The organism is Roseivivax sediminis (assembly GCF_900112685.1).
GTDB lineage: Bacteria > Pseudomonadota > Alphaproteobacteria > Rhodobacterales > Rhodobacteraceae > Roseivivax > Roseivivax sediminis.
In genome coordinates this window covers 1-20,405 of the sequence record NZ_FOMS01000006.1, presented here as the reverse complement: position 1 = coordinate 20,405, position 20,405 = coordinate 1, and the positions used below count along the sequence as shown (strand labels likewise).

The 20,405-nt window shown below is 66.2% G+C and carries 20 protein-coding genes; 7 read left to right on the top strand and 13 right to left on the bottom strand.

Features of this window, described 5'->3' with window-relative positions; translation table 11 throughout:
- Positions 1 to 19: 19 nt before the first annotated feature.
- The 4 genes from glyS to F3H57_RS10445 all read right to left on the bottom strand — a co-directional run bounded on the left by glyS (position 20) and on the right by F3H57_RS10445 (position 4,593).
- A complete protein-coding gene (glyS, locus tag F3H57_RS10460) occupies positions 20 to 2,113 on the bottom strand; it encodes a glycine--tRNA ligase subunit beta (protein ID WP_394349829.1) in 2,094 nt (697 codons plus the stop codon).
- Positions 2,114 to 2,232: 119 nt separating this feature from the next.
- Positions 2,233 to 3,084 (bottom strand): DUF1206 domain-containing protein, encoded by an 852-nt coding sequence (locus F3H57_RS10455; protein WP_149755866.1) that lies wholly within the window; start codon positions 3,082 to 3,084, stop codon positions 2,233 to 2,235.
- Positions 3,085 to 3,145: 61 nt separating this feature from the next.
- Positions 3,146 to 3,667 carry a DUF6446 family protein gene (locus F3H57_RS10450; RefSeq protein WP_149755865.1) on the bottom strand — a complete coding sequence of 174 codons (522 nt, stop codon included), beginning with the start codon at positions 3,665 to 3,667 and terminating at the stop codon, positions 3,146 to 3,148.
- The gene (locus F3H57_RS10445; RefSeq protein ID WP_149755864.1) at positions 3,664 to 4,593 is read right to left on the bottom strand and encodes a glycine--tRNA ligase subunit alpha; all 930 of its coding nucleotides are present in this window, start codon (positions 4,591 to 4,593) and stop codon (positions 3,664 to 3,666) included. The genes F3H57_RS10450 and F3H57_RS10445 overlap by 4 nt, the downstream gene beginning before the upstream one ends.
- 158 nt (positions 4,594 to 4,751) lie before the next feature.
- Here F3H57_RS10445 and F3H57_RS10440 point away from each other — a divergent pair, with 158 nt between their 5' ends.
- Entirely contained in the window at positions 4,752 to 6,491 is a 1,740-nt protein-coding gene (locus F3H57_RS10440) for a trypsin-like peptidase domain-containing protein (RefSeq protein ID WP_149755863.1), read from the top strand.
- A gap of 34 nt (positions 6,492 to 6,525) precedes the next feature.
- Here the strand turns inward: F3H57_RS10440 and purL are convergent, their stop codons facing one another.
- Positions 6,526 to 8,685 (bottom strand): phosphoribosylformylglycinamidine synthase subunit PurL, encoded by a 2,160-nt coding sequence (gene purL, locus F3H57_RS10435; RefSeq protein ID WP_149755862.1) that lies wholly within the window; start codon positions 8,683 to 8,685, stop codon positions 6,526 to 6,528.
- 158 nt (positions 8,686 to 8,843) lie between these two features.
- Entirely contained in the window at positions 8,844 to 9,071 is a 228-nt protein-coding gene (locus tag F3H57_RS10430; RefSeq protein ID WP_149755861.1) for a DUF1127 domain-containing protein, read from the bottom strand.
- A gap of 104 nt (positions 9,072 to 9,175) precedes the next feature.
- Between F3H57_RS10430 and F3H57_RS10425 the strand changes: the two genes are divergently transcribed.
- The 5 genes from F3H57_RS10425 (at position 9,176) to F3H57_RS10405 (ending at position 13,840) form a co-directional block, all read left to right on the top strand.
- A complete protein-coding gene (locus tag F3H57_RS10425) occupies positions 9,176 to 10,582 on the top strand; it encodes an aminotransferase-like domain-containing protein (protein WP_149755860.1) in 1,407 nt (468 codons plus the stop codon).
- A gap of 168 nt (positions 10,583 to 10,750) precedes the next feature.
- On the top strand, positions 10,751 to 11,215 hold the full coding sequence (gene rplM / locus F3H57_RS10420; RefSeq protein ID WP_149755859.1) for a 50S ribosomal protein L13: 465 nt from the start codon (positions 10,751 to 10,753) through the stop codon (positions 11,213 to 11,215).
- Between the two features lie 3 nt (positions 11,216 to 11,218).
- Positions 11,219 to 11,707: a 30S ribosomal protein S9 gene (gene rpsI, locus F3H57_RS10415; protein ID WP_149755858.1), complete on the top strand. Its 489-nt coding sequence runs from the start codon at positions 11,219 to 11,221 to the stop codon at positions 11,705 to 11,707.
- Between the two features lie 351 nt (positions 11,708 to 12,058).
- On the top strand, positions 12,059 to 13,012 hold the full coding sequence (locus F3H57_RS10410) for a hypothetical protein (RefSeq protein WP_149755857.1): 954 nt from the start codon (positions 12,059 to 12,061) through the stop codon (positions 13,010 to 13,012).
- A gap of 6 nt (positions 13,013 to 13,018) precedes the next feature.
- Positions 13,019 to 13,840, top strand: a complete 822-nt coding sequence (locus F3H57_RS10405) for a hypothetical protein (protein WP_149755856.1) — start codon at positions 13,019 to 13,021, stop codon at positions 13,838 to 13,840.
- Positions 13,841 to 13,896: 56 nt separating this feature from the next.
- Here the strand turns inward: F3H57_RS10405 and F3H57_RS10400 are convergent, their stop codons facing one another.
- The 6 genes from F3H57_RS10400 to F3H57_RS10375 form a co-directional block, all read right to left on the bottom strand.
- Positions 13,897 to 14,514 carry a TetR/AcrR family transcriptional regulator gene (locus F3H57_RS10400; protein ID WP_149755855.1) on the bottom strand — a complete coding sequence of 206 codons (618 nt, stop codon included), beginning with the start codon at positions 14,512 to 14,514 and terminating at the stop codon, positions 13,897 to 13,899.
- The gene (ppk2, locus tag F3H57_RS10395) at positions 14,507 to 15,388 is read right to left on the bottom strand and encodes a polyphosphate kinase 2 (protein ID WP_149755854.1); all 882 of its coding nucleotides are present in this window, start codon (positions 15,386 to 15,388) and stop codon (positions 14,507 to 14,509) included. Before ppk2 ends, F3H57_RS10400 begins: the two co-directional genes overlap by 8 nt.
- 71 nt (positions 15,389 to 15,459) lie before the next feature.
- Positions 15,460 to 16,431, bottom strand: a complete 972-nt coding sequence (locus F3H57_RS10390) for an alpha/beta fold hydrolase (RefSeq protein WP_149755853.1) — start codon at positions 16,429 to 16,431, stop codon at positions 15,460 to 15,462.
- On the bottom strand, positions 16,428 to 17,381 hold the full coding sequence (locus F3H57_RS10385) for a homoserine O-succinyltransferase (RefSeq protein WP_149755852.1): 954 nt from the start codon (positions 17,379 to 17,381) through the stop codon (positions 16,428 to 16,430). Before F3H57_RS10385 ends, F3H57_RS10390 begins: the two co-directional genes overlap by 4 nt.
- Positions 17,382 to 17,462: 81 nt before the next feature.
- The gene (locus F3H57_RS10380; protein WP_149755851.1) at positions 17,463 to 18,320 is read right to left on the bottom strand and encodes an ATPase; all 858 of its coding nucleotides are present in this window, start codon (positions 18,318 to 18,320) and stop codon (positions 17,463 to 17,465) included.
- 52 nt (positions 18,321 to 18,372) lie between these two features.
- The gene (locus F3H57_RS10375; protein ID WP_149755850.1) at positions 18,373 to 19,287 is read right to left on the bottom strand and encodes a DMT family transporter; all 915 of its coding nucleotides are present in this window, start codon (positions 19,285 to 19,287) and stop codon (positions 18,373 to 18,375) included.
- Positions 19,288 to 19,910: 623 nt separating this feature from the next.
- Here F3H57_RS10375 and F3H57_RS22200 point away from each other — a divergent pair.
- Positions 19,911 to 20,051, top strand: a complete 141-nt coding sequence (locus F3H57_RS22200) for a hypothetical protein (protein WP_188129658.1) — start codon at positions 19,911 to 19,913, stop codon at positions 20,049 to 20,051.
- Between the two features lie 79 nt (positions 20,052 to 20,130).
- Here the strand turns inward: F3H57_RS22200 and F3H57_RS10370 are convergent.
- The coding region (locus F3H57_RS10370) for a transposase (RefSeq protein ID WP_149755849.1) at positions 20,131 to 20,405 on the bottom strand (275 nt) is incomplete at its 5' end.

The window sequence follows — 20,405 nt, the reverse complement described above, 5'->3', positions numbered from 1 at the left end:
GATTGCCCACCTACGCAGGCTAGCCTTCGAGCCGGGTGAGGTCGGCCACCTGCAGGCAGACCTGGCGGATCCGGCTGATCAGGTTCAACCGGTTGCGCCTCAGGATCGGGTTCTCGGCATTGACCTGGACCGCCTCGAAGAAGGCGTCGACGGCCGGCCGCATCGCCGCCATCGCCGCCATCGCCTCGGCGAAGTCCTCCGCTTCCATCGCCGGAAGGATGCGCTTTTCCGCCGCGTCGAGCGCGTCGAACAGCGCCGTCTCTTCCGGCGCCTCGGCGAACTTGCGGTCGGCACCGAAGCTGTATTCGACGCCGTCATTCTCTTCGGCCTGCGTCAGGATGTTGTTGGCGCGCTTGAAGCCCTGGATCAGGTTCTCGCCGTCCTCGGTCTCGCGCACGCCTTGCAGCGCGCGGGCGCGCTTGACGAGCAGCGTCAGGTCGTCGGCGCCCGGCATCGCAAGGCAGGCGTCGATCACGTCGTGGCGCACGCCCTCGCCCTGCAGGTGCACCTTGAGGCGGTCGTGGAAGAAATCGAGAAGGTGGCGTGACGCCGCCCAAGCTGGTGACGCTTCGTTGGAAGAGATGTCTGCCACCGCCTTCTCGAAGCTTCCCTCCGGATCGACCTGTTGAGCGAATCCAACAGAAAATGGCCCATCGTTTTCCATCAGCTGCAGCCGCAGATCGTTGATCAGAAGCAGCCGGATCACCCCCAGCGCCGCGCGGCGCAGGGCGAACGGGTCCTTCGAGCCGGTCGGCTTCTCGTCGATGGCCCAGAACCCGGTGAGCGTGTCGATCTTGTCGGCCAGCGCGACGGCAACCGAGACGGGCGCCGTGGGCACCGCGTCCGAGGGGCCGAGCGGCTGGTAATGTTCCTCGCAGGCAGCGGCTACCTCGGTGGGCAAACCAGCGGCTTCGCTGTAGTACCGGCCCATAAGCCCCTGAAGTTCCGGGAATTCATAGACCATTTCTGAGGACAGGTCGGCCTTGGCCGTGCGCGCCGCCTGCTCGGAGAGGTCCGCGTCCGCGCCGACCCGCGGCGCCAGCTCGCGCGCCAGCGCGGCGATGCGGTCGATACGGGCGGCCTGGCTGCCGAGCTTGTTGTGGAAGGTGACCTGCGACAAGCTCTCGATCCACGGCTGCATCTTTGCATCAACCGCGACACGCAAGTCGTTCTCCCAGAAGAATTTCGCATCCGACAGACGCGCGGTCAGAACCTTGCCGTTCCCGGCCAGGATCGTGGCGCCGTCGTCGGCCGTCTCGCGGTTGGCGACGGTCACGAAGCGCTCGATCCGCCCGGTCTTGGGGTTGCGCACGGAAAAGAACTTCTGGTGCTCTTTCATGGAAGTCATCAGCACTTCGGGCGGCAGGTCCATGAAGTCGCTGCCGATCTCGCCCATCAGCACCACTGGCCATTCTACAAGCCCCGCGACCTCCGCCAGCAGGCCCTCGTCCTCCACCATCTCCATCCCGCTCGCGAAGGCGAGGTTGGCGGCGTCGTTGCGGATGATCTCGGCGCGTTCCGCCGGGTCCAGGATCACGTGTGCGCGCTTAAGCTTCGCCACGTAATCGTCAAACCCGCTTACGGAAATCGGCTTTGGCGCCATGAAGCGATGGCCTTCGGTCACATCTCCCGCGGCGATCCCGTCGATCTCCAGCGGCACCACGCGATGTTCCGCCTCGTCGGTCAGAACGCACAGGATCCGGTGCAGCGGGCGCACCCAGCGCAGGGTGCCGTCGCCCCAGCGCATCGACTTTGGCCACGGGAAGGTGCGTACCACGCGCTCCAGAACCTCGGCGACGATCGCGTCGGCGGGGCGGCCGGTCGTCTCCACCACGGCAAAGAAGAAACGACCCTTCTTCTCGTCACGCTCGATCAGATCCTCGCGGGCAACGCCGGCGCCGCGCAGGAAGCCTTCCACGGCCTTGTCGGGCGCATTGGTGCGCGGGCCGCGCCGTTCTTCGCGCAGGGTGGGCGATTCGCCCGTCAGCCCCTCCAGCGCCAAGGTCAGGCGGCGGGGCGTGGCGAAGGCGGCTGCGTGGGCGTAGGTCAGGCCCGCCTCCACGAGGCCGTCCGTCACGCGCGCCTTGAGGTCGGCGGCCGCGCGGGCCTGCATGCGGGCGGGAATTTCCTCGGAGAAGAGTTCGATCAGAAGATCGGGCATCGATGGCATCCACGGGCGCTAGAGGTCGGTCGCGGCAGGGGATACCGGCCTGCCGCTTCGCCGTCCAGCAGCTAGCCAGCCGCCGCCTTCGCCTTGGCCTTGGCGCGCATCGCCAGGGTCTCCACGTCGCTGCCGGCGCGGGCCGGAACGATGCGGTAGCGCGCCTCCACGAGATTCTCGAGTGCGAAGCCCAGGACACCGATTGCGATGATCCCGAGCGCCACGCGCCCGAACGGGGCCGAGCGCACCTGATCGAGCGCGGAGCCGATGCCGCCGGCCTGACTTGGATCGGTGGTCAGCGCGGCGCCGCCGAGCAGCAGGCCGACGATGGCCACCAGCGTGCCTTGGGCGATGAACCCGGCTTGCAGCGCCGGGTCGAGCTTCTGCGTGGTCGGCGTCACCCGCATGGTGCGCTTGTACTTCTGCTTGATGCCCTTCCAGACGTAATACGCGCCGGCGCCGACGATCCCGACGGCGATCGCCGCGACGATCCACTTGCCGTAGGGCAGCTGCATCAGCCGCGCCGTCCAGTCCTGCGCGCCGCTGCCGCCGCCACCGCTCGACCGGCCGAGCGCGAGGCCCGCGACCGATACGCCGAGCGCGGCGTGGATGAGGCCCGTGATTACGAGGCCGCCGCGCGCGAAGATCCCCGAGGAATCGTCGCCGCGCCGTTCCAGATCGAGCGCGGCGGCGATGAAGCGCCAGATCGCGTAACAGATCAGCCCGGCGGCGATGACCCAGAGCAGGGCCAGCCCGAACGGTTCGGATTTCAGGTCGGCGAGCGCGCCGGTCGTGCCTTCGGCGCTGCCGCCGTCGAGCGCCGCGGTCAGCGCGAGGCTGCCGACAACCGTGTAGACGATGGCGCGCGCGGTGTAGCCGGCGCGCATGACGGGTACCACCCAGGCGGGGGCATTCGAGGCCATGGCTGCATCTCCTGTTCCGAAGGGACAGCGCATGGAGCCGGTCGGCGGTTCCTTGCCGGTCTCAGCTTTCCGGCGGCGGCGGGCAATCCTCGCCCAGCGGCGTGCCGTCATAGGCCTTGTCGCCGCACTCGTTCACCTCGTGCCAGACATAGCCGCGACCCTCCTCGGTGATCGCGATCACCCGGTCGACGCCGTAGGCGATGTTGCGCTGGCCGAGGAAGACGTCGGCGCGGCCGTCCTCGATCATCTCGCCGATCGCGTCCGCGTCGAAACAGGAAAACCAGCCCGGCGCCACGCGCGGGGCGGCGTCGGGGTAGAGCTTGTAGGTCTCGGCCGCCTCGGAGAGCGTCAGCTCGGTGTGAAAGCAGGCGCGGAAGCGGATCGGGGAGCTGTTGGCGTCGATCCCTTCGAACGTCTCGTAGGGGATCGGCTCGGCGGTGTCCGAGCCGAGAGGCACGAGCGCGATCTCGACGTCGTTCTCCGCGACTTCCTCGTAGAAGGCGTAGACCTGCAGGTAATACATCGCGCCGCCCGCGACGACGGCGCAGACGAGGATCGCGAGGGCGAGGATCTTGCCGGTCATGCTTCGACCATGCCCCCGGCTTCGGTGGTCACGAAGGCGTCCGCGCAGGCCTTGGCGAGCGCCCGGACGCGGCCGATATAGGCCTGCCGCTCGGTGACGGAGATCACGCCGCGCGCGTCGAGCAGGTTGAACAGGTGCGACGCCTTGATGCACTGGTCATAGGCCGGGTGCGCCATGACGATGCGCTGGCCGGTCTTGGGGTCGGTCTCGTCCGTCTCGAGGATGCGGCGGCACTCGGCTTCGGCGTCCTCGAAATGGCGCAGAAGCGTATCCGTGTCCGCGACGTCGAAATTCCAGCGCGAATATTCCCGTTCGGTCTGGCGGAAGACGTCGCCGTAGCTGAGCGCGATGGGCGTCTGCGGATCGTTGAAAGGCATGTCCATCACGTGGTCGATCCCGAGGACATACATCGCCAGCCGTTCCAGACCGTAGGTCAGCTCCCCGGACACCGGGTGGCAGTCGTGGCCGCCGACCTGCTGGAAATAGGTGAACTGCGAGACCTCCATGCCGTCGCACCAGACCTCCCAGCCGAGACCCCAGGCGCCGAGCGTGGGGCTTTCCCAGTCGTCCTCGACGAAGCGGACGTCGTGCATGGTAAGGTCGATGCCGATCGCCTCGAGCGAGCCGAGATAGAGATCCTGCATGTCCGGCGGCGACGGTTTGATCAGCACCTGGAACTGGTAATAATGCTGCAGCCGGTTGGGGTTCTCGCCATAACGCCCGTCGGTCGGGCGGCGCGAGGGCTGCACATAGGCCGCCGCCCACGGGCGCGAGCCGAGCGCGCGCAGCGTCGTCGCCGGGTGGAAGGTGCCGGCGCCGACCTCCATGTCGTAGGGCTGCAACACCGCGCATCCTTTCGACGCCCAGTAGGTCTGGAGCCGCAGCACGATCTCCTGGAAGCTGCGCGGTCTGTCGCTGGCGGCCATGCCGTTCATCCCGTCCTGTGATCCGCACGTTGATTATGGGGCCACAGGGCCGGGGTCAATCGCGCCGCTCCCCACATTTTGACGTGCGCTGCCGGCGGTCTCTGCTAAGCGTTCCGGGATCAAACGGACCGATGGCCTACGAGGGACAAGACACCAGCATGAAACGTATCTGGACGATCGGTGTGGCGGCGCTGCTGGCAGGCAACATGGCGTCGGCGCAGCAGGCTTCCTTCATCCAATTGGAGGCGCAGCGATCGCTGTCGCGGGCCGAGGACCGGGTGCGGGACTACGCCAGCTACCTGTCGAACGTGAACGGTTTTGCCCTGGGCGGCGGCTGGTACGGCGTTGCGCTCGGCCCGTTTTCGCCCGAGGAGGCCGCGGCCCGGCTGCGCGAGCTGCGCTCCAATGGGCAGATCCCGCGCGATGCCTATGTGGAGGAGGCGAACCGCTACCGGTCGCGCTTCTTCCCGGTCGGCGCAGGGGCCATCGCCGCGCCCGAGCCCGACGCCCCGCAACAGTCGCAGGACGAGGGTGCCGAGGCGCCGCAGGCCGAAGGCCAGACGCAACCCGAACCGCAGGAGACGGTCCGCGAGGCGCGCGCCTCGGAGGCTGAGCTGAACCGCGCGGCCCGCGAACAGCTTCAGGTCGCGCTGCAATGGGCGGGCTTCTACGACGGCCCCATCGACGCCGCCTTCGGCCGCGGCACCCGCGGTTCGATGGCCGATTGGCAGCGCGACAACGGCTACGAGGTCACCGGCGTGCTGACCACCCGCCAGCGCGCGGCCCTGCTGGGTCAGTACAACGCCGTGCTGGAGGGGCTGGACCTGCAGCGTGTCGTCGACCGGGACGCGGGCGTGTCGGTGCAGATCCCGCTCGGCGTCGTCGACAAGGACAGCGCGGCGAGCCCGTTCGTGCGCTACGAGCCGACGGGCGATCTGCCGGCCCGTGTGCTGCTGATCTCCGAGCCCGGCGACCGCACGACGCTAAACGGCCTCTACGAGATCATGCAGACGCTCGAGATCGTGCCACAGGAGGGCGAGCGCGAGCGCCGCGCGGACGGGTTCACCCTTGTCGGGCGCAACGCGCGAATGGTGTCCCACACCGAGGCGCGGCTGATCGACGGGGCCATCAAGGGCTTCACGCTGATCTGGCCCGCGGACGACGAGGAGCGGCGTACGCGCGTGCTGGCCGAGATGCAGGCAAGTTTCGCATCGGTGGAGGACATCGTGCTCGATCCCGCCACTGTGGCCGAGGAGGAACAGGCGGTCGACCTCGTGTCTGGCCTTCAGGTCCGACAGCCAAAATCCACCGCCTCGGGTTTCTACGTGGATCGCTCGGGCGCGGTGGTGACAGCTCTGGACGCGGTGCAGGATTGCGGGCGCATCACGCTCGACGACGCGCACGAGGCGCGCGTGGCGGCACGCGACGAAGCGCTTGGCGCGGCGCTGCTGGTGCCGCAGGGGCGTCTCGCCCCGCGGCAGGTCGCGTCCTTCCGGATGGACCCGCCACGCCTGAAATCCGAAGTCGCGGTGTCGGGCTATTCCTTCGGGGGCGTGCTGCCGGCCCCGACCCTGACCTTCGGCTCGCTCGAGGATCTGCGCGATCTGTCCGGGCAGGAGAACGTCAAGCGCCTCGCCCTTGCGGCGGAGCCGGGCGATGCCGGCGGTCCGGTGCTCGACAGCGGCGGTGCGGTTCTGGGCATGCTGCTGCCGCGCGACGGCGGCACGCGGCAGTTGCCCGACAGCGTGAACTTTGCCGCCAAGGCCGACGTACTGCGCGAACTCGTGGCCTCCGCCGGTCTGTCGGTCGGAGAAGCGAACGGAGAGAGGGCGATGGCTCCGGAGGACCTCACCCGGGTTGCGATGGCGATGACCGTGCTGGTGAGCTGCTGGGACTAGGCAAGGCCGGGCGGCGGCGCGCCGCCCGTTAAGCTCAGCCGAAGAGCGTGGCGAAGGTGCTGCGGTGGGCCTCCACCAGTTCGTCCAGCGGCGCGGCGCTGCCGCCGAAATCGACCGTGTCGCCGGTGAAGCGGCCAACGCTTTCGAGCCGCACCCCGGCGGCGCCGGCGCGGGTCATCAGTTCTTCGGCGCAGTCGAAATTGCAGGCGATGAGGTAGCGGCCCTGGTCCTCTCCGAACAGCGTCGGGGTGTCGCTGCTGTCGAGCTTCACGCCGACCCCGGAGCCGGCCGCCATCTCGAACGCGGCGAGCGCGAGGCCGCCGTCCGACAGGTCCGTGCAGGCGCGGATCAACGCGCGGTTGTCGCGGATGAACTCGCCGTTGCGGCGCTCTTCCTCCAGATCGACGCGGGGCGCGTCGCCGTCGTCCCGCAGGAAGACCTCCGCCAGGAGCGCCGAGCGGCCGAGATGCGATCCGCTGCGCCCGACCAGAAGGGCGACATGGCCTTCGCGGGCGCGGTCGAGGATCGGCTCCTCGTCCGCGGCGATCAGGCCGACGGCGCCGATGGTCGGGGTCGGCAGGATCGCGCGGCCGTCGGTTTCGTTGTAAAGAGACACGTTGCCCGAGACGATCGGCATGTCGAGCGCGGTACAGGCGGCGCCGATGCCGCGGATCGCACCGACGAACTGGCCCATGATCTGCGGCTTCTCGGGGTTGCCGAAATTGAGGTTGTCGGTGCTGGCGAGCGGCCGCGCGCCGACCGCGCAGAGGTTCCGGAAAGCTTCGGCGACCGCCTGCTTGCCGCCTTCCTCGGGGTTCGCGGCGACATATCGGGGCGTCACGTCGGCGGTGAAGGCAAGCTTCTTGTCCGTGCCGTGCACGCGGATCACGCCCGCGCCCCAGCCCGGGCCCTGCACTGTGTCGGCCATGACCATGCTGTCGTATTGTTCGTAGACCCACGACCGGCCGCAGTAATTGGCGCTGGAGATCAGATGGCGCAGCCCGTCGATGCCGTCGATCTGCGGCACGTCCCAGAGATCACGGTCCGGCGCCGACTCCTCGAAGGGTCGGTCGTATTCCGGCGCGTTGCCCGAGAGCGCCGAGAGCGGCAGGTTCGCCTTCTCTTCGCCGCCGTGCATCACCACGAAGCGGTCCTCGGCGATGGTCTCCCCGACGATGGCGAAGTCGAGGTCCCACTTGTCGAACACCGCGCGGGCGGCGTCCTCCTTTTCGGGGTCGAGTACCATGAGCATCCGCTCCTGGCTTTCCGAAAGCATCATCTCGTAGGCCGTCATCGCGCGTTCGCGCGTCGGCACGCGGTCGAGGTCGAGCCGGATGCCGAGCCCGCCCTTGTCGCCCATCTCCACGGCCGAGCAGGTCAGGCCCGCGGCGCCCATGTCCTGGATCGAGACCACCGCGCCGGTGGCCATGAGTTCGAGGCAGGCCTCCATCAGGCGCTTTTCGGTGAACGGATCGCCCACCTGCACGGTGGGGCGCTTGTCCTCGATGCCCTCGTCGAATTCGGCCGAGGCCATGGTGGCGCCGCCGACGCCGTCGCGGCCGGTCTTGGCGCCGAGATAGACGACGGGCCGGCCGACACCGGAGGCGGCCGAGTAGAAGATCGCGTCCGCGTCCGCGAGGCCGGCGGCGAAGGCGTTGACGAGGCAGTTGCCGTCATAGGCGCTGTCGAAGCGGACCTCGCCGCCGACCGTGGGCACGCCGAAGGCGTTGCCGTAGCCGCCGACGCCTTCCACGACGCCGTGCACGAGCTGGCGGGTCTTGAAGTGATCGGGATGGCCGAAGCTCAGCGCGTTCATCGCCGCGACGGGCCGCGCGCCCATGGTGAAGACGTCGCGCAGGATGCCGCCGACGCCGGTCGCGGCGCCCTGGTAGGGCTCGATGTAGGAGGGGTGGTTGTGGCTCTCCATCTTGAAGACCACCGCCTGGCCGTCGCCGATATCGACGACGCCGGCATTCTCGCCGGGCCCGCAGATGACCTGCGGGCCGTCCGTGGGCAGGGTGCGCAGCCATTTCTTCGAGGACTTGTAGGAACAATGCTCGTTCCACATGGCCGAGAAGATGCCGAGTTCGGTGAAAGTCGGCGCGCGGCCGGTGATCTGCAGGATGCGGTCGTATTCGTCGGGCTTCAGGCCGTGGGCGGCGATGAGCTCGGGCGTGATCTCCGGATCCTGCATGGCGGCGTTCCTGTCCTGTCTGTCGGACGGGTCTTTAAGGCCTCGCGGCCGGACAGGAAAGGGCTCGATCCGCCGTGGCGGGCGTCCTCGCCGGGACCGCTGCAAAAAAAGAGCCGCCCGAAGGCGGCTCCAGGGAAGAGGTTCCGACAGGTCAGGGATCAGTCCTGCCAGAACTTTCGGCGGGCCTCCGCTTGGGCGGTCCACCGATCGAGGCCGATGTCGCTCAGCAGGTGGTCGTCGAGATCGGCCAGCGCGCGGCGCGTTCGGCGTCTTTCGGACCATTTCGCGAGCACCACTGCCACCGAAAGCGCGACTGAAGCCGGGGCGGGCAGCCGGGATTGACGACTCAGAAATGCCGTCTGCGCAAGGTGGGGGGCGGAAGACATCGGTCTGTTCCTTTCCTTCCGAAATTGTATTGACACAATATGGCGACTTTGCCATGGATATCTTGGTACATTGCGGGCACTAACGGGTCGATGGAAAAATTGTGATGGATACAATTCTGTCTGCTTATGCGGACGAGGCCGGGGCGGGGCCGAAATACCGCAAGGTGGCAGAAGCGATCCGACGATGCATCGGCGCCGGGACACTGGAAACCGGCGACCGTCTGCCGCCGGTGCGGGACCTCGCCTGGGCGCTGAAGATCACGCCGGGAACGGTGGCGCGGGCCTACGGGCTGCTGACCGACGAGGGCACCGCCACCGGCGAGGTCGGGCGCGGCACTTTCGTCGCCGCGCGCCAACGGCCGGCGGCGCCGGAGCGTGAATGGCCCGTCCCGCAGGTCGCACCAGCGGAGGACACCGACCGCGTCGCCTTGTTCGGGCCGAGCGTGCCGGACATGGGGCAGGTGGCCCTGATCCACGACGCGCTCGCCCGGTTGGCCGACCGGCCGCATCATAACCTGCTGAACTATCCGTCCCGGACCGGCTATGCCCCGGCGCGGGCGGCGGTCGTGCGTTGGCTGAGCGGCGCGGCGCTGGGACCGCTCGAACACGAGGATCTCGTGCTCTGCCATGGCGGGCAATCGGGCGTGTCGCTGGTGATGCAGACCGTCCTGAGCGGCGCGCGCCCCGTGGTGCTGGTGGAGGAGCTGTCCTATCCGGGCTTCCGCCGCGCGGCCGACCTGATGCGCGCCGAGGTCGTGGCGGTACCGATGGACGCGCAGGGTCTCGTGCCGGAGGCGCTGGACGAGATCGCGGTGAAGCACGGGGCGCAGCTTCTGTGTACCAGCGCCGAGGTGCACAACCCGACCGGGATCGTCACACCGACGTCGCGGCGCGAGGCGATCGCCGAAGTCGCCCGCCGGCGCGGTCTGCACGTGCTGGAGGACGATTGCTACCGGCTCGGTCCGCAGGCGGGGCCGGCCTACCGCGCGCTGCTGCCCGACACGGGCTGGTACGTCAATTCGCTGTCCAAGGGGCTGACCCCTGCGCTGCGGGTGGGCTTTGCCGTGGCGCCGCGCGACCAGGCGGCCGGCCTGCGCCGTTCGGCCGAGCACGGCTTCTTCGGGCTCGCCAGGCCGCTCGCCGACCTCGTGGAGGACCTGCTGAGCCGGAGTGAGACGCGGCGCATCATGGCGGCGGTGCGCAGCGAATACGGCCGCTACATCCGCGCCGCAGTCAACGCGCTCGGCGGCTTCGACGTGACATGGCGCCCCGAGATCCCGTTCCTGTGGCTGAAGCTGCCGGCCGGCTGGCGCGCGGCGTCCTTCGTTCAGGCGGCCGAGGCGCGTGGCGTACAGCTTCGCACGGCCGAGGATTTCGCCGCTCGCGACGGATTTGCCCCGCATGCGGTGCGCATCGCCGTGAACGCGCAAGTGCCGCTGGAGCAGTTCGAGACCGCGATGGGGCGGCTCCGCGCGCTGCTGGACGAGCCGCCGGAGCGCATCGCGGTGTGAGAATGTGGGGTATTTTGATACCTATTTTGCAGGTGATTGATATAACGCGGAAAATTTGCGGAACGTGCGCTTGACCGTGTGTGCGACACGCTTATAACCCGCCCATCGGATTTGGCGGCACCGTTTGCCGCAGCTCACCACACCATGAACCCCAGGGGACACCCCGACATGAAGACCTACTCTGCGACGCCCGCGGATATCGACAAGAAGTGGATCGTGATCGACGCTGAAGGCATCGTTCTCGGCCGCCTCGCCTCGATTATCGCGACGCGGCTGCGCGGCAAGCACAAGCCGCAATTCACGCCGCATATGGACATCGGTGACAACGTCATCGTCATCAACGCCGACAAGGTGCAACTGACCGGCAAGAAGCGGCAGGAGCACTTCTACTGGCACACCGGTTATCCGGGCGGCATCAAGTCGCGCACGAAAGAACAGATCCTCGAAGGTGCACATCCCGAGCGGGTCGTCTTCCAGGCGGTCAAGCGGATGCTGCCGGGCAACAAGCTTGCCAAGCAGCAGCTGACCAACCTGCGCGTCTATGCCGGCAGCGAGCACCCGCACGAGGCGCAGACGCCCGAGGCGCTGAACGTCAAGGCGATGAATTCCAAGAACACCCGGGTGGCGAAGTAAACCATGGCTGATCAGATCAACTCCCTCGAAGAGCTGGGCGAAGCCGCAGGCGTCGAAACCGCCGCGCCGGCACCCGAGATCACCCGCGAGCCGAAGCGCGACGAGTTCGGCCGCTCCTACGCCACGGGCCGCCGCAAGGACGCCACCGCGCGCGTCTGGATCAAGCCGGGCTCGGGCAAGGTCACCGTCAACGGCAAGCCGCTGAACGAGTACTTCGCGCGTCCCGTGCTGCAGATGATCCTCAACCAGGCGTTCACCGTCGCCGGGGTCGAGGGCGAATTCGACGTGATGGCGACCGTGAAGGGCGGCGGCCTGTCCGGCCAGGCCGGCGCGGTGAAGCACGGCGTCGCCCAGGCGCTGCAGCTTTACGATCCGTCGCTGCGCCCGGCGCTGAAGGCCGCGGGCTTCCTGACCCGCGACAGCCGGACGGTGGAGCGCAAGAAGTACGGCCGCGCCAAGGCGCGCCGGAGCTTCCAGTTCTCCAAGCGCTGAGTCTTTCGGACGCATCGTGTACGGTTAGGGGCCCGCAGTATGCGGGCCCTTTAGTTTGCGCATATACCGAACGTGACGGCGGCCCGACAACATGACACTGAGCTGGATCGATGCCGCGCAACGCCGCTTCCCACTCCGGTTTTTCTGTGCTTGCAATGAAGATGCGGATGCCGACATGGTCTTCTGGCCAAGAGGAATGCGAGAGCATCAGACATCGGCTCGTCTCCATGATCCCTATACGATGCTGTATATCGGGTCGCCTTGAGGTGTGCGGCGAAACATGTTTCGTGCGTCTCGAACTCTCAGGACGTGTAGCCACAAGTTAGGGCTTTCTGTGGAAAGCGCATTCGAATGAGTGAACGCCAATTCCGACTGGAGATTGTTTATCAATCACGCCACCAGCTCTACGGCAGCGTCGAGTTGCGAGTGATTCAGCTAGCCGAAATGCTGGAATGCTATTTGGGTGACCGTGTTTCTGTCCGATTGGTGCCGTTCGATAAGGTGCAATGGTATCTCCAAGAAGGCTGGGCCTTCACCAGACCAGGAAACACGGCAATCCTATTCTCTAAGTCGTGCCTCAAGAACGTTCGGCAGAGTACATTGGGAATTTGCAGACTACGCGGTCTTGTCACGTTGATTGACTACGTCGACGGGGACCTCGGCATGGCACGGCACTTGTCACCGGACCTTCACCTCGCGGCCTCTTACGGCGCGGAGCGTGAATTGAATCTTGTGCTGAATGAGAAACCCAATCGGGGTCGGGAAGCAGTGCGGCTGCTCCATCATAATACAGACACTCGACTCGAAAGCGCCATGACGCGTGACCTGGAGTCGTTGCGGCCCGTATACATAGGTGATCCACGCAACACGTTTCGCAGCCCGGATTTGGCGAATGCTGTGAGTTTTGTGCCCTTCAAACGTTCGACCGAGGTCGAAGAGGTTCGCGAAGCGATTGCGAATAGCAATTTCCACATTTGTGTCCGCAACCCCGTCATGCGGGATGAAGGAAACGTCTTGAAACCATTCACCAAGGGGTTCCTGGCGGCGCATGTCGGGGCGCCGGTCCTCGCATGGCGTCACGATCCAGAAGCAATGCGTTTTCTCGGAGACGACTATCCGTATCTCATCGAAACTCTCGACGAGACATCTGTCTTGAACGGGATTGCCTACGCAGACGAGACATACAAGACAAAGGTATGGGAGGCGGCAGTTGATCGGATGCGATCTATCCGGCGCGAGGTTAACAATCAGAAGATTGCCGTGGATCTATTCGAGATCATATCGGCCGCGATGAATGCAAGGTGATAGATCGTGAGCGAGTTTGGCGAAATTGTTGTCTACTCCTGTTTCTTCGGAGAGCCCGAGAGCCTGAACATGGCGAGTATGGGGGAGGGCCGCGGTTACAGGCGGGCAATTGTGACGGACGATCCGGATCTCAGGGTTCCGTCGGTAGAAATGGTGTATGACGATCTTGCACCGTTGAGTCCGGTGCGCGCGTCCCGGCGCGCCAAATTGATGCCGCATAGATACTTCCCGGACGCCGATTGGTGTATCTACGTCGACAACCGTTTGACGCTTGACGTACGCCCGGTCGATATAGTGCGGCACGCACAGACGCAATTCTCCACGAACAGCCGAACGGTCAAACGGATGGCCTTCCGACACTCCGTTCGCAAAACACCATTCGAGGAATTGGATCGTTTATATTCCATTGGTATCATCTCAAGATCGGATTGGAAGACGACGAATGATCTGTTCTTGTCTGCGGGCCTCCAAAGCGACGATCTGACAATGAATCCCATCCTGGTTCAGAAGATGGGGGACGACGCCACAGATGAGCTCAACGAACGGTGGTATGAGGTATTCCTGACTTTACCTGCGCGCGATCAATTGGCTTTACCGCTTGTTGAGCATACGCTCGGGCGAAAACTCGCGCGCAGCCCTGAACATTTCTCCACTTTTGTGACGTGGCCCGCAATTCCACGGCGCAACCGCGCGACCCGCCTCTTGCGGGTGTCGGACCGGAAGCCGAAGCTTTTTACGTTCTCACGTATTGGCTATAAGTTCAGAAAAATACAGTCCGAAATGGACATTCGTTCAGCGCAGGGCAAACGGAACCCATCATCCGAGTAGAATATGAACAATTTTGGCTCGACTTCCATTTGGTATTGTTTGGAGCGCAAATCTTTTCATTTGTCTCCCGGGATCAGCCCCAATCCCCGCAGGTAAACCCCGATTCCGGTCTCGAGCAGGTCCTCGGGCGGGAAGGGCGAACGGTTGCCGGGCGAGTTGCGGGCGAAAAGCTCCACCACGCCGTGGCTCAGCGCCCAGATATGGGCCGAGAACATCGAGGCCGGCGGGCGGCGGTCGGCAGGGATGTGCTGCGACAGGTCCGCGGCGGCACGCTCCAGCACGCCCCAGGACCGGTTGGCGACCGCGGCGAGGTCGGCGCTGCGGTTGACCGAGATACCGCTTTCGAACATCGCGATGTAGTGGCCGGGATACTTGCGCGCGAAGGCGAGGTAGGCGCGGCCGGTCGCCTCGAATGCGGCAAGTGCGGAGGGCTGGCCGCTCTCGTACGCGTATTCCATCAGGTCGCTGAAGATCTCGTAGCCCTGTCGCGCCGCCTCGGCGATCAGGTCCTCGCGCCCGTCGAAATGGCGGTAGACCGCGGCCGGTGTGACGCCGGCCTGTTTGGCGGCCTCTGACAAGGTGAAGCCGGTCGGACCCTTCTCCTCGATCAGTTCCAGCGCGGCCTCGACCAGCGCCTGCCGCAGGTTACCGTGATGATAGCCGCGCTTACCCATGCCAGATGTCCGGACCGCCGACGATGGCAGGGTCGGTTCGGCCGACCGCGTCTGAAGACCGCCGTGCATAGGGCAGGGGCGCGAGCACCGTGCGCAGCGCCTCGAGCCGGGTGCGTCGCTTGTCGTCGGCGCGCACCAAGGTCCACGGTGCGAATTCGGTGTGCGACCGCGCGAAGGTCTCGCGGATCGCAGAGGAGTACGCCTCCCAGCGGTTCAACCCCTCCACGTCGATCCAGGAGAGCTTCCATTGCTTGAGAGGGTCGCGTTCACGCTTGAGAAAACGGCGCAGCTGTTCGGCCCGGCCGACATTGAGCCAAAGCTTGAACAGGTGAATACCGTCGTCGGTGAGCATCCGTTCGAAATTCGTTACCTGCGCGAAGAAATGTTCGCGCTGGCCTTCCGTGCAATAGCCGAACACATGCTCCACCACGGCCCGATTGTACCAGGAGCGGTCGAAGAGCACGATCTCTCCGGCGGCAGGCAGGTGGGACACGTAGCGCTGGAAATACCACTGACCGGCCTCTGTCTCGGACGGCTTGGCCAGCGCCGCGACGCGGGCGCCGCGCGGATTGAGGTTCTCGCGGAAGCGCCTGATCGTGCCGCCCTTGCCGGCGGCGTCGCGGCCCTCGAACACGATGAGGACACGCTGGCCGGTCTCTTTCACCCAGGCCTGCAGCTTTACCAGTTCGATCTGCAGGGCTTCGAGTTCGGATTCGTAGATCGCCCGCTCCAGCCGCCGATCGTAGGGATAGCTGTCCGAGGCGATGTCGTCGGGCGCGGCCGCAGCAATGGCCGCACGGACCTCGGGCGGGGCCGCGTGGTCGTGGAAGGCGCTGATCGCGCCGCCGAACGGCAGGGTGTCGCGGTCTTGCATCGAGGTTCCCGATAGGGCCAACGGCCCGGGTCTAGGATGTTAAGGGAATTAACGCAATTGCCCACGTGCGGTCAGCGCAGCCCGGCGCGGGCAGCGGCGCGGTCGATGGCGTCCTCGACGGCGTCCGGGGCGACATGGTGGGGCATGTGGCCCACGCCCTCCAGCACGGTCAGCCGCGCGTCGGGCAGGCGCTGCGACAGCGGCTGCGAATGGACGTCGAGCGGCACGATCTCGTCGGTGTCGCCGTGGACCAGTTCCACCGGGAGTGCGAAGCCGGGATAGCGCTCCGACATCGTCACGACGTGGGGCCGCAGCGTGTTGACCTGCCGCGCATTGGCGCGCAGCGACGCGGGCCGTAAGGTCAGGCCCGGGCCGACATAGTCGACGTAGCCCTCGGGCGGCGATTGCGGCTCGAAGATCGACGCCAGCACGCCCTGCACCCGGTCCGTTCCGGCGGTGGCCGCGACCACCGGCGCGACCAGCGCTCCGCCGAGCGCGGAGCCCAGCACCGTGTACTGCGCGCCGAGATCGCCGGGCCAGGGCATTGTCGCGCCCGACACCACGACCAGAGCGGCGGCCGGATGATCGAGCCCCCAGGCCATCGCCACCGCGCCGCCGTAGGAATGACCGACGACCACGGGCCGCTCCACGCCCAGCTCCGCCGCCGCGCGGGACAGCAGGCGGGCCTGTTCGGCCGGGCTCTCGCCCTCGCGCTGAAAGGCGCCGCCATACCCGTCCATCCGGTCGGTATAACCGTGGCCGGGCCGGTCGAGCACGATCACCCGGTAGCGATCCTTGACCCGGTCGACGAAATCGAAGGTCCAGTCGCGGACGTTGCCGCTGGCGCCGTGGATCAGCACGAGGTCCGGTCCCGATCCGGTCACGACCGCATGAACGCGCGTGCCGTCCACCTCGACGAACTGCCCGATCGGGGGCCATCGATCTTCCGCTCGCGACCCGCGAACGTCCGCGCGCCTGTCGACCGCCGCGGCACAGCCGGCGAGGATCAGCACGAGAAGGCCGAGTGCGAACTTCACGCTCACCCGAACGCGAGGCCCAGCGGCGTGGTCAGGTCGGTCCCGACGCTTTCGATGTCGAAGGGCGTGGTCAGGTAGACCTGGCTGATCCAGTTGCCGTAGAGCAGGTGTGCATGGCTGCGCCAGCGGTTCTGCGGGGTCTTCGACGGGTCGTCGTCGGGATAGTAGTTGGACGGCACGCGCACCGCCCTTCCTGCGGCGACGTCGCGGTCGTACTCTTCCTTCAGCGTGCCGGAATCGTATTCCAGATGGTTGAAGATGTAGAGGGCGCGGTGTTCCGGGTCCTCCACCAGCGCCGGGCCGGTCTCGTCGCTGTCGATGAGGATCTTCAGGCCCGCCGCCTCGATCTCCGCGCGCCGCAGTTCCGTCCAGCGGGAGACCGGCATCACCATGTCGTCCGAGAAGCCCCGCAGGTACGGAGAGGCGGGATTGCAGGAACGGTGGCGGATGCATCCGAAGGCCTTGGCGTCCAGGAGGTGCTTGGGAACGCGGTGGAAGTGGTGGATCATCGCCATCCCGCCCCAACAGACGCCAAAGGTGGAATGAACGTGGCTCTGCGTCCAGTCGAAGAGGCGGCAAAGCTCGTCCCAGTAGGTCACGTCCTCGAAGTCGAGATGCTCGATCGGGGCGCCGGTGATGATCAGCCCGTCGAACTTCTCGTCCGTCGCCTCCACCTCGTTGAACGGGCGGTAGAAGCTCTCCATGTGCTCGGCGGCGGTGTTCTTGGTCTCGTGGCTCGACATGCGGATGAGCGACAGCTCGATCTGCAAGGGCGTCGCGCCAATCAGCCGGGCGAACTGGTTCTCGGTCGCGATCTTCTTGGGCATCAGGTTCACCAGCCCGATGCGCAGGGGGCGGATGTCCTGCAGCTCGGCCAGCTCCTCCGACATCACCAGCACCCCCTCGCGGTCGAGAACGGAGAAGGCGGGAAGATCGGCGGGCAAGCGAATGGGCATGAAACGGGTCCGGGCCAAGGGGCGTGCGAGTGTCGCAAATAGGACGGTGCGCGCCGAACCTCAAGCTTTGCGGCCCGCGGCTCAGTCTGGCAGGGCGTCCGCGATCGCCTCGACAAAGTCCGCGCCGCTCTTCACGCGGGCCATGTCTTCGGCGGTAACGCGCACCCCCCAGTTGCGGGCCATCGCCTCGTAGAGCGGTTGGCGATGCGACAGCGCCTGCGAATAGACCCAGCGGATGAAGGCGTCGGGGTCGACCTTGTCGGGCGCCACCTGCATCTGGACGACGTAATCGTCCCACGCGCGGGCAAGAAAGGCGGGCTGATAGGCCATCGGCTTGGGATCGCGGTCGAAGCGACGGACCAGTTCCTCGGTGTGGGCCTCGGTGCCCTCGATCCACACCATCAGGCAGTGCTGCGACAGCGTGGTCAGAATCGGGTCCTCGGGGTCCTCGGGATCGACCCATTCGCAGATCGACCCGCCGGTGTCGCAGACGAAGTGCGGATAACCGTAGAGCATCTGGGCGCGGTCGATGAAATATGGCGTGTCGAGCAGCGCCTGTTCCTCGGCGCGGGCGAACCGGTCCTGCCGCAGCTTGTAGGTGTCGATGTCGAGCCCGCCCTGCGCCGGATCGCCCGGCTTGCCGAGATAGGCGGAGACCGCGCCGAGATTGTGGAACGTGATGTTGGAGCCGATGTAGATCGAGTCGTTCATCAGCAGGTTGCGCAGGAACGGCACCTTCATCGCCTCGGCCTTGGCGTTGTCGGTGATGTATTCGCCCATGTAGCGGGTGCCGATGCGGTAATCGATCGAGTAGTGGAACCAGTCGCGGCTCTCGCGCAGGATGTTCGACAGGTGGGTCTTGCCGAGGCCCGACATCGCGAAGAGCAGCACGCGCTTTTTCGGCGCGGCGCGCCAGTCTTCCGCGGTCCGATAGATCATGGCGCACCTCCCCTCGGGTTTTGGCGGTTGCTAGCCGGGGCCGGGGCGCGCGTCAAACGCTGCGCGCGTCCCGTCGGCGCAACAATCGCCCGTCGATCAGCGCGAGGCCCAGCGCGAGGAGCGCAAAGCCGCCGAAGGCCGAGGACGACAGGGTCTCGCCGCGCACCAGCGCACCGAGCGTGATCGCCACCGGCGGGATCATCAACGTCACGAGAAGGAGCGTGCCCGACCCGGTGAGCGCGAGGATGCGGTAATAGAGCAGGTAGGCGCACGAGGTCGCGACGAGCGCGTAATACCCGATGGCGGCGAGGGTGCGCAGGCCGAGATGGGCGGGTGGCATGCCCTCGACGGCAAGCGTGACAGGCAGCATCACCAGCGTCGCGGCGGTGAGCATCCCGGCGGCGGCCACCTCGGGCGTGAGGCCGCGCAGGAAGCGGCGGCCCCAGGCACCCGCGACCGCATAGGACAGCGTGCCGCCCAGAACGGCAAGCTGCGCCAGGCTGGTGACGTCGAGCGCGACCAGCGCCCGCCAGCCGATGGCGGTGGCGACGCCGGCGAACCCGATCAGCGTGCCCGCCGCCTTGCGCGGCGAGAGCCGCTCGTCCGAGAAGACCAGCGCGGCGACCAGCACGCCCCAGATCGCGGTGGCGGCGTTGAGGATGGAGGTCAGCCCGGTCGGGATGTGAAGCTGCCCCCAGGCCATGAGCGAGAACGGGATCGCGTTGTTGAGGATGCCCATGCCCAGAAACGCCACCCAGAGCCGCGGATCACGCGTTACCGGCAGGCGGCGAACCGCGACCCAGAGCCAGAGCGCGAGCGCCGCCGGCCCGGTGCGGTAGAGCACCGAGGCAAGCGGTGCGATCTCGTCCAGCGCGGTGCGGATGGCCAGGAACGAGGCGCCCCAGATCAGCGCGAGCGCGACGAGCAGGGACCACGCTCGGGGAGGGATGTCGGTGGCTTGGGTCATGTGCCCGATCATGCGGAAGGGCCGGTGGTGCGGCGACCCGAAAGCTGCTGTTTGTCGGCGCGGTGTGCACGATACCCCTGAGCGGCTTGTGCAGCACTCGAACGAAGCCCGCCGCGCGGAACCAAGGCCGTCGGGCCGCCGCGTAAAGAAAAAGGGCGCCGCAAGCGACCAGCCCCTCAGGTAAATGTTGATAGTTCGCAGAGCCGCCCCTAAGTGGGCGGCTCTCGAGCTTTAAATTACTGACATTTGAGGAGTTGGTGCCGCCAAGAACGTCCCGATGAATTCTTCGACGCCGAAAAGACGCCTTCCCCGACTGGTCGGCGGCTTCAGCGTCAACTCTTGCCGCAACCCGCATTGCGACCGGTTCGGCCTTCTTCTTCACCCGTTTTCTGTCCAAGGACGCCGAGGCGGCGACCAGGATCACGGTCGGGTGGTTGGCTCGGGCGAAGACCGAACATTTCGGTGCCCCGCATGCGACGGCTTCAACATCCTCAAGTCGAACACCGCTATCACCGAGGAGTACTTCCGGCTGTCCCGTCAGTATAGGAAAAAGTTTTTCCTGTCCTGTAGAACCGAGTCCTGTCCGAACTTCGATCTACCCTTGGAGCTTCTACGAGCCGGCCATGGTGCCGCGCGTCGCGAACATCCTGCGCTTCTATCACAACTACATGCTACCTGCCTCGGACCGGAGCGGCGCAACACCCGCGATGAAGATCGGTCTGGCGAGAGGTCTGGTGTATCGCCGAGATCTGCTCGCCGCGTGACCGCTATGCGGAGATGTTGTTGAAAAACTCGCCTCAGTTTTCCCGTGGACTGGATAGCCATTGCGGTCCTGCCAACTTCTCAGGCCACTGAAGGCCTCAGCTTGGCGAGTTTGCGGAGGTTCTGGACGGTTGCGGCTATGTGGAACTCGTCTTTGGCGCCATTTGGTCCCCTGAGGCGAAGGCGGTCGAGGCCAAGAATGCGCTTCAGGTGAGCGAAGAGCATCTCGACTTTCTTCCGGGCGTATCCCGAAGTGACATAGGCATCGGTCTTGGCGATCTCTCGGGCTTTCTGGCGCGCGTGCTCGTACCGCGATCGGGAGATCTTTCGCGTGGCCTGGTTAGGTGTGCAGTGCG

Coding starts and splice junctions, on each gene's coding strand:
- glyS (WP_394349829.1), bottom strand. CDS start 2,113: ATGCAGGCCCGCGCGGCCGCCGACCTCAAGGCGCGCGTGACGGACGGC.
- F3H57_RS10455 (WP_149755866.1), bottom strand. CDS start 3,084: ATGGCCTCGAATGCCCCCGCCTGGGTGGTACCCGTCATGCGCGCCGGC.
- F3H57_RS10450 (WP_149755865.1), bottom strand. CDS start 3,667: ATGACCGGCAAGATCCTCGCCCTCGCGATCCTCGTCTGCGCCGTCGTC.
- F3H57_RS10445 (WP_149755864.1), bottom strand. CDS start 4,593: ATGGCCGCCAGCGACAGACCGCGCAGCTTCCAGGAGATCGTGCTGCGG.
- F3H57_RS10440 (WP_149755863.1), top strand. CDS start 4,752: ATGAAACGTATCTGGACGATCGGTGTGGCGGCGCTGCTGGCAGGCAAC.
- purL (WP_149755862.1), bottom strand. CDS start 8,685: ATGCAGGATCCGGAGATCACGCCCGAGCTCATCGCCGCCCACGGCCTG.
- F3H57_RS10430 (WP_149755861.1), bottom strand. CDS start 9,071: ATGTCTTCCGCCCCCCACCTTGCGCAGACGGCATTTCTGAGTCGTCAA.
- F3H57_RS10425 (WP_149755860.1), top strand. CDS start 9,176: ATGGATACAATTCTGTCTGCTTATGCGGACGAGGCCGGGGCGGGGCCG.
- rplM (WP_149755859.1), top strand. CDS start 10,751: ATGAAGACCTACTCTGCGACGCCCGCGGATATCGACAAGAAGTGGATC.
- rpsI (WP_149755858.1), top strand. CDS start 11,219: ATGGCTGATCAGATCAACTCCCTCGAAGAGCTGGGCGAAGCCGCAGGC.
- F3H57_RS10410 (WP_149755857.1), top strand. CDS start 12,059: ATGAGTGAACGCCAATTCCGACTGGAGATTGTTTATCAATCACGCCAC.
- F3H57_RS10400 (WP_149755855.1), bottom strand. CDS start 14,514: ATGGGTAAGCGCGGCTATCATCACGGTAACCTGCGGCAGGCGCTGGTC.
- ppk2 (WP_149755854.1), bottom strand. CDS start 15,388: ATGCAAGACCGCGACACCCTGCCGTTCGGCGGCGCGATCAGCGCCTTC.
- F3H57_RS10385 (WP_149755852.1), bottom strand. CDS start 17,381: ATGCCCATTCGCTTGCCCGCCGATCTTCCCGCCTTCTCCGTTCTCGAC.
- F3H57_RS10380 (WP_149755851.1), bottom strand. CDS start 18,320: ATGATCTATCGGACCGCGGAAGACTGGCGCGCCGCGCCGAAAAAGCGC.
- F3H57_RS10375 (WP_149755850.1), bottom strand. CDS start 19,287: ATGACCCAAGCCACCGACATCCCTCCCCGAGCGTGGTCCCTGCTCGTC.
- F3H57_RS22200 (WP_188129658.1), top strand. CDS start 19,911: ATGGTGCCGCGCGTCGCGAACATCCTGCGCTTCTATCACAACTACATG.